At 40.9% G+C, this 14,780-nt stretch carries 11 protein-coding genes; 2 read left to right on the top strand and 9 right to left on the bottom strand.

Annotation, left to right across the window (positions count from 1 at the left end; translation table 11 throughout):
- Positions 1 to 245: 245 nt before the first annotated feature.
- From BC008_RS27125 to BC008_RS27105, 6 genes are all read right to left on the bottom strand, one after another.
- On the bottom strand, positions 246 to 443 hold the full coding sequence (locus tag BC008_RS27125) for a hypothetical protein (protein ID WP_058183995.1): 198 nt from the start codon (positions 441 to 443) through the stop codon (positions 246 to 248).
- A 748-nt stretch (positions 444 to 1,191) separates the two neighbouring features.
- The gene (infB, locus tag BC008_RS27120; RefSeq protein WP_027845605.1) at positions 1,192 to 4,299 is read right to left on the bottom strand and encodes a translation initiation factor IF-2; all 3,108 of its coding nucleotides are present in this window, start codon (positions 4,297 to 4,299) and stop codon (positions 1,192 to 1,194) included.
- A gap of 435 nt (positions 4,300 to 4,734) precedes the next feature.
- Positions 4,735 to 5,007 (bottom strand): YlxR family protein, encoded by a 273-nt coding sequence (locus tag BC008_RS46765; protein WP_072207768.1) that lies wholly within the window; start codon positions 5,005 to 5,007, stop codon positions 4,735 to 4,737.
- Between the two features lie 63 nt (positions 5,008 to 5,070).
- A complete protein-coding gene (gene nusA, locus BC008_RS27115) occupies positions 5,071 to 6,444 on the bottom strand; it encodes a transcription termination factor NusA (protein ID WP_036267399.1) in 1,374 nt (457 codons plus the stop codon).
- Between the two features lie 357 nt (positions 6,445 to 6,801).
- Positions 6,802 to 7,260: a ribosome maturation factor RimP gene (rimP, locus tag BC008_RS27110; RefSeq protein WP_027845607.1), complete on the bottom strand. Its 459-nt coding sequence runs from the start codon at positions 7,258 to 7,260 to the stop codon at positions 6,802 to 6,804.
- A gap of 240 nt (positions 7,261 to 7,500) precedes the next feature.
- Positions 7,501 to 8,952, bottom strand: a complete 1,452-nt coding sequence (locus BC008_RS27105; protein WP_027845608.1) for a hypothetical protein — start codon at positions 8,950 to 8,952, stop codon at positions 7,501 to 7,503.
- A gap of 270 nt (positions 8,953 to 9,222) precedes the next feature.
- Here BC008_RS27105 and BC008_RS27100 point away from each other — a divergent pair, with 270 nt between their 5' ends.
- A complete protein-coding gene (locus BC008_RS27100) occupies positions 9,223 to 10,038 on the top strand; it encodes a peptidoglycan-binding protein (RefSeq protein ID WP_321170093.1) in 816 nt (271 codons plus the stop codon).
- 23 nt (positions 10,039 to 10,061) lie between these two features.
- Here BC008_RS27100 and BC008_RS27095 read toward each other — a convergent pair whose 3' ends face one another.
- Positions 10,062 to 10,985 carry an SDH family Clp fold serine proteinase gene (locus BC008_RS27095; RefSeq protein ID WP_027845019.1) on the bottom strand — a complete coding sequence of 308 codons (924 nt, stop codon included), beginning with the start codon at positions 10,983 to 10,985 and terminating at the stop codon, positions 10,062 to 10,064.
- Positions 10,986 to 11,176: 191 nt separating this feature from the next.
- Positions 11,177 to 12,781, bottom strand: a complete 1,605-nt coding sequence (locus BC008_RS27090) for a bifunctional ADP-dependent NAD(P)H-hydrate dehydratase/NAD(P)H-hydrate epimerase (RefSeq protein ID WP_027845018.1) — start codon at positions 12,779 to 12,781, stop codon at positions 11,177 to 11,179.
- A gap of 186 nt (positions 12,782 to 12,967) precedes the next feature.
- On the opposite strand from BC008_RS27090, the gene mnmA reads away from it, so the two are divergent.
- On the top strand, positions 12,968 to 14,026 hold the full coding sequence (gene mnmA / locus BC008_RS27085) for a tRNA 2-thiouridine(34) synthase MnmA (RefSeq protein ID WP_027845017.1): 1,059 nt from the start codon (positions 12,968 to 12,970) through the stop codon (positions 14,024 to 14,026).
- A gap of 307 nt (positions 14,027 to 14,333) precedes the next feature.
- Here mnmA and BC008_RS27080 read toward each other — a convergent pair whose 3' ends face one another.
- Complete coding sequence (locus BC008_RS27080) at positions 14,334 to 14,669, bottom strand: hypothetical protein (RefSeq protein ID WP_058183998.1); 336 nt, start codon at positions 14,667 to 14,669, stop codon at positions 14,334 to 14,336.
- Positions 14,670 to 14,780: the final 111 nt, after the last annotated feature.

Here is a 14,780-nt window from a genome sequence, read left to right as displayed (position 1 = left end):
CACTGCAATTAATTAATCCACAACACCTAAAAAATTGGTTTACAAATTGTTGTTACTGTACCTCATAAACCCCAAATATGCTGTAAGTGCAAGTGACGACCGACAAGTAAAGTCGAGCGAAATTATCCAGAAATACGATCCAGAAATATACTACTCAGAAATCAGCTATAGAAGGAAAAATTTGTATGTTATATATATTTCCATCTGTGCTGTTGACAAGATAAATGTGGGAGGTTATGAGATTTTTAGTAAGCCAAAGCTTCTAAAGTTTCCCGCAAGTAACATTGTACTTGTTCCTCTAAGGGCAATTTTTTTAGCTGATTATCTCCATCGTGTAGCCAGCGTTGGAAGCCAGAACTAGCGGCGATAGCAGATTTCAGGCTATACCAAATTTCATTATCACCAGAAAATAGTTGTTCGCTAGAAGCTAAAGTGTGATTCATAGTTTTGATCCTTGTATTTTTTTAGAGAATCAAGGAGAACAAGACTTGGGTAGATCCATAATCCGTATCTCCAGCGTGAAATATTGCTTAATACAATCTCAAGGTAATAGTTTTACAGTAACAAATTCTGTTTAATTGGCAACTAAATTTGCTTTTCTAAGATGTTTTTTTTATATCAACCGCATTAATTTTAACGCTTTGTAGAGAAGGATTCAGAATTCAGAAGTCATAAATTTAAATAAGAATTTATACTTTTAAATTCTTTTATGACCTTAAAAACTATCTTTGTGTCTTTATCAAAAGTTTTTCCAGCTTAATCTTACAAGAGTTGTAATCATAGCACTACATAATAAAGTTAGGGCATAGGTAAATCCTGTTTGTCCTACGGACACGCGCTTAGGTTAACGCCGACGCCATAAAAGCTTCAACTGTAGCCGCGCTACCTACGGTTAAGTCTTACTGCATTGCTGCGCTAACGTCGTCAGACGCGTGCATTCGTCTTTAGACGCGTCCAAACCGTTATGCTTTGCTAGACGCTAATGACTTACGCATAGCGCTATATATCGCTAACAACAAATCAAAAAACTGGAGTTCTGAAGGCAGAAATCTCCAGTTTTTTGGTATAGCTTGCAAACATAGAACTATTTGCAGCTAACCTTATGTAGGCGATGTCCCCGTAGAGGATGTGCGTAGCTCTTATGAGATGAGAGGGTCAACTCATCCCATTCCCTGATACTCACCTTGGGAATCATCTTGCAAGTGATAGAGTCCGGCGCTTAGTAACCATTTGGTAGGCTTCAATGACGTCACCTTCTTGCCAAGAATTGAATTTATCAATGCCAATACCGCATTCATAACCAGAATTCACTTCTCGGACATCTTCTTTCATCCGCTTGAGTGAGTCTAAGACTCCTTCGTAAATGACCCGATCACCACGGCGAACCCTCAATTTGGAGTTACGCAACAGTTTTCCGGATTGAATGTAACAACCAGCAACTGCTCCTCGACCCACAGGGAAAACAGCACGTACTTCGGCTTGACCCAAAGCTTCTTCTACTAGTTCCGGTTCCAGCAATCCTTCTAAAGCTCCCTGGATATCTTCTAGCAGTTTGTAGATGATATTGTATTCTCTTACATCCACACCTGCTTCATCCGCAGCATGTCTAGCTCCGCTAGCGTAAGTAGTATTAAAACCGATAATTACAGCACCACTCGCTGCTGCTAAGTCAATATCAGTTTGAGTTACTTCTCCTGGCGCAGCTAAAAGTAAACGAATTTGCACTTCGTTTTGCGGAATTTGTTGAAGCGATCCGAGAATAGCTTCGATAGAACCTTGAACATCAGCTTTAAGAATAAGGTTGAGTTCTTTTAACTCGCCTTCCTGTGCTTGTGCAGAAATTCCAGTTAAAGTAACGCGCCCCTGCATCAAACGAGATTGACGTTGCTTCTCAGCACGCTCACTAGCAAGTGCTCGTGCTTCTTTTTCATTATTGAAGACTTCGAATTCATCACCTGCTGCAGGAACATCATTTAAACCAAGAACCTCTACAGCAAAAGAAGGAGCAGCAGTTGTTACTCTTTCACTTCTATCATCAACCATAGCCCGCACTTTACCAAATACCGAGCCAGCAACCAAAATATCGCCGACTTTCAAAGTACCATTTTGGATTAGTAACGTAGCGACAGCGCCTTTGGCTTTGTCCAGATGGGCTTCGATAACGGTTCCTTTCGCCATACGATCCGGATTCGCATTAAGTTCTTCTACTTCTGCTACTAACAGAATCATTTCCAAGAGTGTGTCTAAGTTCTCACCCTTGATTGCACTTACAGGAACCATAATAGTTTCACCGCCCCATTCTTCAGGGGTTAGACCATACTGGGTTAATTCCTGCTTAACTCTATCTGGCTGTGCTTCTTCCTTATCAATTTTATTAACTGCCACAATGATTGGAACCTTGGCAGCTTGAGCGTGGCTGATAGCTTCAATGGTTTGGGGACGAACTCCGTCATCAGCAGCTACTACCAATATCGCAATATCTGTAACTCTTGCCCCGCGCGCCCGCATCGCTGTAAACGCTTCGTGACCCGGCGTATCTAAGAACACAATTTGTTCTTGTTTATCATTATGCTCCAAGTCTACGTGGTATGCTCCAATGTGCTGGGTAATGCCGCCTGCTTCTCCAGCTGCGACCTTACTTTTACGAATAGAATCAAGTAGGGTTGTCTTTCCGTGATCGACGTGACCCATAATTGTCACAACTGGCGGACGACGATGGAGATATTCCAAGTCTTCCAAATCGATCATTTCTGTGACCTTGCGAGCTTCAGCTTCTGGTTCTTGGGTTTCAACTTCAACCCCTGCTTCGTTCGCAACCAAAATCACTGTAGGAACATCCAGGTTTTGGGTAATACTTACTGCCATGCCTTTAAGGAACAGAATTTTGACAATTTCTGTATCTGCTATTGTCAATGCTTCTGATAACTCCTGCACAGTCATGGTGCCGGTTATTTGTAGTTTTTCAGGTCGCTGAGGCTTCTGCTCTGTTTCGCGACGGCGATTTTGATTTTGTTCGCCTTTAGATGTAGAAGGTTTTTTCGTTCTCGCGCTTGGGGTCGCTCTAGTAACTGCTTGTGCAGGTTTAGCGCTTTTTGGTTTGGGCGGACGAGCGATCGCGTTACTTACTTGAATTGCTTCTACTGTATCTTGATTTTCATCATCTAGGAGATCGTCATCTTCAAAATCATCAACGATTGGTTTTTGACGTTTATTTTTAGCTGGGCCTTTACCAACCTTACTTGATTCTTTAACTTCGTCTAAAGTATCTACTTCCGAATGACGTTTTTTACCACCTCTATTCAAACGCGGTGGTGTTGGACGCTTAAGTTCTATTGTTGTTTCAGTGACGACATCATTGTCATCATATTCTTCGCTAGATACTTCTGCTGGTTTATTTGGTGGAATTGCTTTGACAGGTGCAGGAACTGCTGAAGCTGCTGGATATTCCGTGGAACGTCCAGGCTTGCTCGGGCGCTGAGGCGATGCTGCCTTTTCAGACCTATTTGTCCTGATTTCTGGCTTACTCGGTGCAGAAGATGCCGAACGCACTGGTTTCTGCGGCAAAGGTTTGGCTGCATCAGCTTGTTTTTGCTGTTGCTGTTGCTTATTAACTTTTTGCTTGCCTTGCCCTTGTTGATCTTTATTGCGTCTGAGTATTGGTTTCTCAATGTTAACACCCGAAACATTTGCCGTTGGTTTTGGCGCTGCCGGTCTTTGGGGAGGAGCAACCAACTGTGGTTTTTCTACCGGACTGACTGCTTTTGGAGCAACTGCGGCCGGTTTTTCGGGTCTTGTTTTACTAGTATCTGCCGTTTGATTATTATTGCGATTACTGTTGCTATTGTTATTGGCAACAGCAGGTTTTTGTTGATTTTCTGATTGATTTTGTACTGGTCTAGTTGATGCCACAGGCTTCATTGGTGGAACGGTTGGAGCGAAAGGCCGGGGGGAAGAAAGAGGTTTAGCCTCATCATTATGAGCAGCTTGTTGGTCGGTAGCAGCCGACGCCTCTGGGTTGTTGGAGGCAGAATTTTTCACCACTTTGGGTTTACGAATCTCCAAAATTTCTGGTTTTTTAGGTGTAGCAGATCGAGAACGGGAGCCAGTTTGTGACGGATGATGTCTATTGGGTGGAAGTTTTTCGGCTGCCGACCGGATACGCTGGGCTTCGGATTCTGTAATCGTACTGCTGTGACTTTTGACCGCGATGTTGAGCTGGTCGCAAATTGCTAATAGCTCTTTGTTATCCAAATTCAATTCCTTTGATAATTCGTAAATTCTAACTTTGCCGTTGTTCATCCACTCTTCCCCTTAAATTTACAGCTTTAACGGATGGTTGCCAGATTAAAGCGACATCTCCATCCTTTGATACTGTGTAATAGTTGCCGTAGAATTTCATATTGGCAGCTATGCTTTAGGAAAGAGAGATGTTTCAGTTCAATGCTGGCATCTCACCTAAATTGATGGTTGACGCCACAATGGGTGTAGGCGCTACCCGTTGTTGGTTGTGTAGGTTTTTGTTTTGCAGATTTTGAGTTTTCCACGACACAAGCAAGTAAGACTTGTTGGAGGTTTGATTTCGCTGCTAAAAATTATTAGAGCGGGGTGTATGACACCCATATATATTCTACTCCGGCACTACATGAACCATCATAGAGGGTTTAATGACAGCCACAGGCAATAATGACTGTAATTTTTATTCGGAGTATGGATTGCTGCAAAAATAAGTTCAAATTATGAACATTTGGTATGGGAATTACTTTGATTTAGGCGTTCCCACAATGTCTGATACACCGTATCAGGGACAGATACACGCAGTGCTCGCCCTAGTCTATTTTTTTTCCCTGCCGCTTGCAAGCAGCTAGGATTCTGACAAATGTAGGCGGAGCGCCCCATACCCCTATCTAATTGTACCTGCCCGGATGAGAAGACTCTGACAATCCGCCAAAATTCCTCCTTCAAACCCACTTTGCGGCAACTAATACAACGCCGATAATTTGGTTTCATTAGTTTTGTGTTGTGGAATTTTTGGTAATTCTAGTTAAGTTTTAAAATTTCATTTATTTAAGTTTATACCGACTCTTCTTTAGTGGTCTCAAATATCTCATTTTCCTCTAATAATTCCGTTTTTTCTTGCTCTAAGTTTACTAGTTGTTCTGATAGCTGTTCCGATGAAAATTTCTCAAGGGGAATTTCTTCATGAATTCGTGTTTCTGTCGGGCTTACCTCTTCTTCTAGAATTTCTTCAACCTCATCAAATTCTTCTGATGCATGTTGTGCTCTTGTTTCTGCAAACTTAGCGTCCTCTGCTGCATAATCATATTTGGCTTTGTCTTTGATGTCTATTTTCCACCCCGTTAAGCGAGCAGCTAGGCGAACATTTTGTCCTTCTTTACCAATGGCTAAACTGAGCTGATCCTCGGCAACCAAGACATGAGTTTGTCTGGTTTCTGGGTCCATCAAACGCACCTCATCTACCCGTGCTGGGCTTAAAGCATTGGCGATATAGGTTGCAGGATCTGGCGACCAACGAATGACATCGATTTTTTCACCCCGTAATTCGTTTACTACCACCTGAATCCGCGAACCTCTTGCCCCAATGCACGCACCAACGGGATCTACATCGCGGTCGAGGGTATCAACAGCAATTTTGGTGCGAGGTCCAACATAACGTGATGGTGGATTAGCTTCTCGCGCCACCGCTACTATTCGCACGACTTCATCTTCGATTTCTGGGACTTCATTAGCAAACAAGTAAACGACTAAACCAGCATCAGCACGGGACACTAATAGTTGTGGACCTCTTTGCTGCCCCTGAGAAACTCTTTTGAGATAGACCTTAAATGTAGCATTCGCTCGATAGTTGTCATTAGGTAGCTGCTCGCGTTTTGGTAACTCAGCTTCTACTTCTGGTTGACCAAAATTGCTACTCACTGCCATAATTACTGACTGTCTTTCGAATCGCAGGACTCTAGCTTGCAAGACAGTTCCTTCTAAATCCTGAAATTCTTCTTGCACCATTTGGCGCTGTTGATCGCGGAGTTTTTGCGCCAGAACTTGTTTGGTTTGCATTGCAGCCATTCGACCGAATTCCCCTTGATCTGGGGTAACGTCCAATACTACTTCCTGACCGAGTTGGGCTTCATCACCGCCCATTTCTTGGACTTGCTTAAGGGAAATTTCGTGATCTGAATTGGTAACTTCTTCAACTATTGTTTTAGTTGCAACAACTCGAAAACCCTCATCTTCAACATCAAGTTGCACGTCGAAATTATTAAAATAGTCTTCATCAAATTGTTTGCGTTCCAAATTTTGGGCGCGGCGAAAACGTTCATATCCTTTAAGTAAGGCTTCCCTGATTGCTGATTGAACTGCTAGCCGGGGTAAATTCCTTTCCTTACTGATACTTTCAATTAATTCTTTTAATCCTTTTAAATCAACCATTGACATAATTAATCTCCATTGAAACAATAGGAAATAGGTAGAAAAACAAAAGAATAAGAAATAATATTCGCAATTGACTCCTTTTTCGATTTGAGGTAAGTTGTCAATTTTCTAGTATGTTCTTTTATCTTTTGCCCCCATTTCTTAGGCTTTTTAAGTCTATAAGAGTTAATTTTTCTTACTCCGAAACAGAGGTAAGACTTTTTTCGTCCGCCTGTTTCTCTGGGAACTAAATAATGTTTTGTTGGTAAAAGATTAAGATATCACCAACATAGGGGAATAGCTAATTGTTATCCCCAAAATACCTGTCCCAGAACTTAGATAAGAAGAAATTAATAACCCCTACATCTTTATCTCTCAACCTTCACTCAACTGGACTTTGGTCACAGAAGAGCGAGGAATACCAACTGTACGACCTTTACGATTCAAATACAACTTGCTTTCGTCACGACTAATTAACTGACCGCTCCACTCTTGCTTTCCGTTGTAGGGTGGAGAAGTGGATACAGTTATAGGGAATCCTTTGAAGGAAATAAAATCTCTTTCAGTGACTAGCAGTGGTGAAACACCAGGACTTGATATTTCCAAAACATAAGAATCTGGAATAACTTGTGCCGTATCTAAGCAAGCTTCCAAAGCACGGCTCATCCGTTCGCAATCATCCAGGCCGGTATCTTGCTGGGGGTTACGGATGTCTAAGCGCAAAACTGGCGGACGTTGGTTGGTGTGAAAGACAACGCCAACGACCTCTAATCCCAGTTGTTTGGCCACTGGTGTCGCTAATTCAATAATTTGCGGAACTAAGGGATGAGTCATGCAACAATTCCAACAAAAAAAGTGGGCTTCTACCCACTTCCGGTGATAAGTATATCTTCCAAGAAGTCTTGTCACGAATCAGTATTGATTCATTTCTATTCTGAGTTTAGCGCATTTCTTCTAGAGGAAGAAGGAAAGTACAAAATCAGGCGTTAATTTTTAAGATCCCTCAAAATCCTTCTTTTAAAACTAAAAAGATAATACTGGGAATAAAGAAAATAGCGATGGTTATATCTACTGCTATTTGATTTTTCTCATTTCTACTAGAGTAGAATTTTGCTTGACAACAGCGGGTACAGATACTTGATTTTTTAACTGCCTAGTTTTTTCTAATATTTGTTCCATGTCTTCCTGAGAAAGACGCTGTACGTAGTTAATTTTTACTTCCTCAAGAAAGTCGAACAATAAACTTTGGATTTCCGTTAAGATTTTTTTCCGCTGTATTTCGTCTCCCAAGCTTTCACCAAAACGCTGTATGAGGCGACTTGAGAGCTGCGCTGCAACTGGATCTTCTACTGCTGAAACTAAAGCTTTGTGCAGGTTAGTGGTAATTTCAGTCGCTAATTTCTCACTGAGTTGAGTTTGCATTTCTCCCATTCCTGGTAAGCTATGCAAGTTGCGATAGATCGGAGATTGATTCAGGGCGCTATCAATACTGTGTCGTAATAAGGCTACTATCTCTGGTTGGATTTTTGGTAAGACTTGATGTACCGTCGCTTTAACTACAATTCCACTAATCGCTTCAATTTCGTTGATATTATTAATATCTACATAAGTGTTTACACTACGGCTTTGTTTTAACCAGCGAGTCAAATCCCCGTTGTGGATGGATTGTTGAGTTTGATCGATTACGCGAATCACTACCATCTGGGTAATTTCTTCAGCAAAGTTAGCAACAATACCTTGCTCAATTTGTCGGCGCAATCCATGTAGTTTTAATAGCTGTGCTTTATCTAAGCGAAAAGCTACTGGTATGATTCGCAGCCACCGCCAAGCAGGTATCAGAAAAATTGCGTCATACCAATGCCACAAAATAGCGTTTAACCAACTAAAACTACTGTGACGGCGCTTGATGAAGTAACTGCGTACTATTAAGTCTAAAGTAAATAAAAGTACAATTGGCAAGTCATATAGCCAAAATCGATCGATATATTCACCATTTTCACCAATACGGCGGTAATAATTACTGGCAATTAAAGGCTTGATATTTCGAGCAAAAAATCCGATTTCTTTCGTAAAACTTTGTTTTGAGAGATACTCTTGAGACCAAAAAATACGGAAAGCTTCTTTTGCAGAATCATCACCGATGTGGGCACGCATTCGATTTTTGATTTTTTCCAAAGTTCCGCTTTTGGAAGCACTAGCAAAAGGATTTTCCTCAATCATTTCGACACTGAGGTTTTTTAAATCTTCAAGAGTTGCTTTGACTTGCGACGATTGCAAACCTGTATTGCTTATCTGGTTTTGCAATCGATTTACTACTTGGAGGTAGTTTTGTGTATCTCTGTGAGGTTCAATTCCTTTAACCGGATCGTAAACTTGGGTTAATTTTGGTAGATTGCGGAAATAAAAAGTTCGCCAAGGTACGTAGCTCAAATCGAATAAAACGAAACCTAAATTTATTGCAGCAATGATTGCCATAAATCTCTCAAACCAGAGATGATATCGCTTTGGGAGTTGATTCTGATTCATTACCATAAATAACCAATTTTGGCAAATACATTTATTATTTATTTAGTAAATATATCCAAAGAGGGATGACATTAAAAAAAAATGAGCAATCCCTCAAAAATAATTAATAAATAAAGACAAAAGCGTTAAACAAAATTAGAATGCAGCTACCAAGCACATATGTCTTGATAAAGATTGATTTAACCAATAGGAGTTTAAACCATGTGGTGTGGGATTCGTCGATCCACAAGTGCGAGAATAGCTACCATTTGTTTATTTGTTACTGGTATAGTGACTTCTAACACTGCCCTAGCGTTGAGGGAACGTAATTATACCCCTGAGGAATTTTGCGGTGTATTGCGTGGATTGGGTTATGAGGTTGAGATATCAAATACCTGCTTACAAGATTCCCAAACTAAAAAAGCAGTCGGTGAATTTCAACAAGGCTATAAGTTGGGTGTTGAGAGCGTTACTGGAGCAAAAACTCAAAATCACGCAGCCAGCATAGTCAAAATTCTTCAGACTAATTTAAATATGATTGTTAAGCCCGAACCACCCTTACCAGTAAATCAATTCTATGGTCCTCAAACAGCAGCAGCAGTCAAGAAATACCAAGAAAAATTGAAAATAGAACAAACTGGTATTGCTGATCTAGCTTTGCGACAACGTTTAGATAAAAAAGTTAAGGAAATGTTAGATACTCCAGAGTCAGGAGCAACAACTACTCCAAGTTCTGAAGTAACAACTCCAAAATCAGGAGAAACCACTACCCCGAGCCCTGAAGCAACAACTACTCCAAAACCAGGAGCAACAACTACTCCAAGTTCTGAAGTAACAACTCCAAAATCAGGAGAAACCACTACCCCGAGCCCTGAAGCAACAACTACTCCAACTCCTGAAGCAACAACTCCAAAATCAGGAGAAACCGCTACCCCAAATCCAGGAGCAACAACTCCAAGCTCAGGAGAAACCACCACCCCAAACCCAGGAGCAACAACTACTCCAACTCCGGAAGCAACATCTACTCCCAGCCCAGAAGCTACAAGTACCCCAACTCCGGAAGCAACATCTACTCCCAGTCCAACACCAAAACCTAAACCAGAATAGAAAGTAAAAGCTGAAACTGATAGCTAATAATCTACTAATGAGCAGTTAATTTTTTCATTCATTTGGCTAGGTTCTTCTAATGGTCTTCCCTTGGGAACAGGTAGAGTGGGACGACCGTCGTTATAAGGCATGGGAATGTACTGTACTGTCGGGCGTCCACCTTGCGGTTGAGGGTACAGATCCATCAGGTCGTAAACAGACCGGGGCAGTCCAACTGTAATGGGCAGCCCCATTTTCGTTGCTTCTTCAACGGTAATGGGATAATCATGGGTTACTTGTCCGGTTGTTAAAGCTTCGATGATCTCTTCGATATCTTCCGGTTTAACTTTTTGTTTGGGGATACAATCATTAAGTAAAGTACGGACAAATTCTTGTACTTGCTTAGTTGCTTTGCGGGCGATATCCGCCATAATTAGAGTTTGATCGTCAACTTCACCAATGGGTTTATCTTCGACGACTTTAATAATACTTGCGGCAGGATAATTACCAAGCTGAGGATCTACAGGTCCCAGCACAGCATTAGGATCCATGATTATTTCATCAGCAGCTAGAGCTAACATCGTACCACCACTCATTGCATAGTGAGGGACATATACAGTAACTTTTGCTTGGTGACGGATTAATGCCCTAGCAATTTGTTCAGTTGCTAAAACCAGACCACCTGGAGTGTGCAATATTAAATCTATAGGAACATCAGGGGGAGTAAGACGAATCGCTCGTAATATTTGCTCTGAATCTTCAATAGTTATATAGCGAGATAAAGGTATTCCGAGAAAACTAATAGATTCTTGGCGATGAATTAGAAGTATTACCCGACTCTTGCACTTTTTTTGAAATTCTTGAATTACGCTAAAGCGCCGATATTCTATTCGACGTTTTTGCCAAATCGGTTGGAGAGAAGACAATAATAAGAAAATCCAGAATAAATCAAAAATACCAAAATTCATAGAATAAATTCTTCAAAAATTAGATTCGCCGTCATTATTGTCACAACTTTTTCTAATTCTCAAGTCTATCTGGAGAAGGGGGTTGGGGTAGGCCTGCACTGCTATCACAGCGAATAGTGACTGGCGACTAGGGATGGGCATTGGGTTTGAACAGTTTAGTGAAGTAATTTATGTAACTATTATCTTAAATATCAAAAACTTACTACCCGCATTAAATATTGAGTCAATGTAAACGCATCTACCCCTAACTCTGTACGTTCTACAGCTGCTAATATCCCGGCTTGAGAGTGCCACCACGTAGCAAGTGCGGTAACCGTATCAGGTGCAATTTCACGAGAAATTGATTGTGCTAATAAACCACCCATTAAACCTGTTAATACATCGCCACTACCGCCACGAGCTAGAGCTGGAGTACTTTCAGGATTAATCCAAATTTCACCTTGGGGGTTTGCGATCGCAGTTCTTGGACCTTTTAATAATACGATTGCTCCACTTTGTTTAGCTGCTTTTTTCACAGCTTTGATCCGGTCTTGCTGTTTCTCATTTATTTTGGGAAACAAGCGAGAAAATTCACCAGTGTGAGGGGTCAAAATTGTGGTGGCTTTTCTTGTTTTATCTATAGTTCCTTGCTCGAGCCAAGGATTTTTCATTTGAGCCAGAATATTTAAAGCATCTGCATCTAAGATTAAAGGCACAGTACTATTCAATAGTTGTTTAACTACTGAAATTGCATCAGTGGTCAATCCTGGACCACAAGCGATCGCAGCAAATGAATTCAGGTCGATATTATTGGGTAATAACTGGGAAATTGCACCAGATTCGGTTTCCGGACAACTAAGAATTAAAGCTTCCGGTAATTTTGATACCATTAAATGCTTAAGGGATTCTGGTACCGCGACTGTTAGCATACCAACACCAGAAGCACGGGCACCCAAGCTAGTTAAAATAGCGGCTCCAGCATAGCGACTAGAACCACAAACCAATAATAAACGTCCTTCTTTATACTTGTGGGTAACAAGTTTACGAGGTAATAGAGTTGAATTTGTAGATGCTTTTTCTTTACCAATGATGGATCGTGCTACTTGTGTGGTAAAGCGTTTAATTTTCGGGGATTCTCCCAAAATTGCTTTTATGTCAGCTAATGGGATATCAAAGTCGATTAGTTCAGTTTTACCAAGGTACTCTAAAGCCGATTCTTGTAAGAGACCAAGTTTCCATAAGCCCAGACATAAGGTGTGTGTAGCGTGAATAGCAATTCCTAATACCTCACCTGTATCTGTATGCAACCCAGATGGTACATCAATGCTAACAACTGGTTTATTCGATTGATTGATTATATTGATCGCACTGGCGACAGGTTCTGCAATTGCTCTTTGCAAGCCAAAACCAAACAATCCATCAATAAATAGATCGCAATTTTTTAATTTTTCAACGGATTGATAGCAAGGAATACCTAAGCTTTCCACATATTTTAAATGCTGAGAAGTTAATTCTTTTTGTTTAAACAGTGGATGATACACATAAATTTCATATCCACGAAAGTGTAACTCCCGTGCAACAACCAAAGCATCGCCACCATTATGACCGGGACCAACTAATACCCCAATCCGATGGGAAGATAGAGGTGAAGATAAAGAAATAGGAAAAAGTTGCATAATGCGATGGGTAATAAGCCCTGCAACCTTTTCCATCAAAGCGGCTACAGGAATTCCAGCGGCAAAAATTCGTCCCTCAATATCCCGCATTTGTTGGGCTGTCACTACAAATTGCTCTATGGCTGCTTGTCTATACTGCATTGATTCTGGTATTGAGTTATCAGTTCAAAGTTAGCAGTTATCCTTAGCCATCGTTCTGCTCATTTATCTCTCCTCACTCATCAATCCCTAATTCTTTGAAAAAATTACAACTATTTACTATAAAGACCAATCAATTTATGCTTGTAGCTGTTAGGTTATATAGAGTCGCCTAGCACATTTACTAAGATGAAAAGAGTCGTAGTTGGTCTTTCAGGTGGCGTTGATAGTTCCACTGCTGCCGCCATATTGCACAATCAAAGTTATGAAGTAATTGGTCTCACCCTTTGGCTGATGAAAGGGAAGGGACAGTGTTGCTCTGAAGGTATGGTTGATGCGGCTTACATCTGCGAACAGCTAGGTATCCCCCATCATGTAGTTGATATTCGGGAAGTTTTTCAGACCAACATTGTAGATTACTTGGTAACTGGTTATAGTACTGGCGTCACACCTTTACCTTGCTCTCAATGTAATAAAACTGTTAAGTTTGGTCCCATGGTGCGTTATGCTCGGGAAACCTTGGACAGCGAAAAAATTGCCACAGGTCATTATGCTCGTATCCGCTATAACGAGAATAGCGGACGTCATGAATTATTAAGAGCTGCTGATCGCAATAAAGACCAATCTTATTTTCTGTACGATCTATCTCAGGATTTGCTAGCTGCTTCCATATTTCCCCTAGGAGAATTACAAAAAAGTGATACTCGGCGAATTGCTAGTGAATATGGATTGAAAACTGCTGACAAACCCGAAAGTCAAGATTTATGCTTGGTAGAAAGCAATGGCTCAATGCGAGCATTTTTAGATAAATATCTTGCCCCAAAAAAGGGCGAAATTGTTGATGCAAACGGTAAAGTGTTGGGTCAACATGATGGCGTTCATCACTACACCATCGGACAACGTAAAGGTTTAGGTGTTTCAGCTCCGGAACCTTTATATGTGATTGCTCTAGATGCAATTAATAACAAAGTGATTGTCGGCGATCGCACCAAGGCGACCCAGCCAGAATGCAATGTAGAAAGAGTAAACTGGGTTTCTATGGCTGAACCATCTGCTCCCATTAAAGCAGAAGTACAAATTCGTTATCGTTCTCAGCCCGTACCAGTCACAATTATTCCCTTAGAAAATTCTCGCGTCCGTGTAGTGTTTGACGAACCGCAATTCAGCATCACTCCCGGACAAGCTGCAGTATGGTATGACGGAGAAAAAGTGCTTGGTGGTGGAATAATTGAACGCTTTGATGGGTAATTGGTAATGGGTAATTGGTAATTAGACGAAAAACACTGAGTACAAACTACAGAAAATCAACTACAAAAAATCCCGCTTACCGTTGGTATCCGGGATTGTAAACACTGTTTTGAGTATAAGAGTATAAGGAACAGACAGAACCAAACAGTCCTGTCTAAGGAATTAGGTGTGGGTACAAGATAGCAATACATATTTACTATCGAGTAAAAGTAGTGATTAACTACTTGAAGGAAAAAAACTTTAATGTAATTGGTATTGGGACGATATCCTCCTATTTAAACTTTGTATGTCTTAAGCTTTGTTTGATTTAATTTTGACCGTTGTAGATTGCACGTTTCTGCTGTTTAGCAGATTGCATAATCCCATCTAGCTGCGACTGCTGTTCGGAAGAAAGGTTTAAATTACGGACAGCAGTTTTCATCTTTTGACCATTGTCCAAAGCATTTCTTAATTCTGCTTGCTGTTCGGCTGTTAAAACAGCTTCAATTTCAGAACGTGCGTTGTTTTTCACCTGCTCCAGTTGAGTTTTTTGAGCTTCGGTTAAGTTCGCTTTCCTAGCTTGGTTACCAGCGAAAACTGAAGTGGGAAAAATAAAAGTCAATGCAGCAGATGCAGCCAAAATTGGTAGCAGCTTAGATTTCATCTTGAGATAACCTCAAACATCTTTGAGCCTGACAATTTTTATATTGAGGGATGAATATGACATCAAGATGGCAAGGAGGAATTAATAGGAAATTTGAGGAATGACTGTGGG

This window comes from Mastigocoleus testarum BC008 (assembly GCF_001456025.1).
GTDB classification, from domain to species: domain Bacteria; phylum Cyanobacteriota; class Cyanobacteriia; order Cyanobacteriales; family Nostocaceae; genus Mastigocoleus; species Mastigocoleus testarum.
This window is presented reverse-complemented; position numbering and strand designations above follow the sequence as displayed.

Bases quoted from the DNA above. Each gene is read 5' to 3' on its own strand.
- BC008_RS27105 (WP_027845608.1), bottom strand. From the start codon at position 8,952: ATGAATCAGAATCAACTCCCAAAGCGATATCATCTCTGGTTTGAGAGA.
- BC008_RS27080 (WP_058183998.1), bottom strand. From the start codon at position 14,669: ATGAAATCTAAGCTGCTACCAATTTTGGCTGCATCTGCTGCATTGACT.
- BC008_RS46765 (WP_072207768.1), bottom strand. From the start codon at position 5,007: ATGAAACCAAATTATCGGCGTTGTATTAGTTGCCGCAAAGTGGGTTTG.
- BC008_RS27090 (WP_027845018.1), bottom strand. From the start codon at position 12,781: ATGCAGTATAGACAAGCAGCCATAGAGCAATTTGTAGTGACAGCCCAA.
- rimP (WP_027845607.1), bottom strand. From the start codon at position 7,260: ATGACTCATCCCTTAGTTCCGCAAATTATTGAATTAGCGACACCAGTG.
- infB (WP_027845605.1), bottom strand. From the start codon at position 4,299: ATGAACAACGGCAAAGTTAGAATTTACGAATTATCAAAGGAATTGAAT.
- BC008_RS27125 (WP_058183995.1), bottom strand. From the start codon at position 443: ATGAATCACACTTTAGCTTCTAGCGAACAACTATTTTCTGGTGATAAT.
- nusA (WP_036267399.1), bottom strand. From the start codon at position 6,444: ATGGTTGATTTAAAAGGATTAAAAGAATTAATTGAAAGTATCAGTAAG.
- mnmA (WP_027845017.1), top strand. From the start codon at position 12,968: ATGAAAAGAGTCGTAGTTGGTCTTTCAGGTGGCGTTGATAGTTCCACT.
- BC008_RS27095 (WP_027845019.1), bottom strand. From the start codon at position 10,985: ATGAATTTTGGTATTTTTGATTTATTCTGGATTTTCTTATTATTGTCT.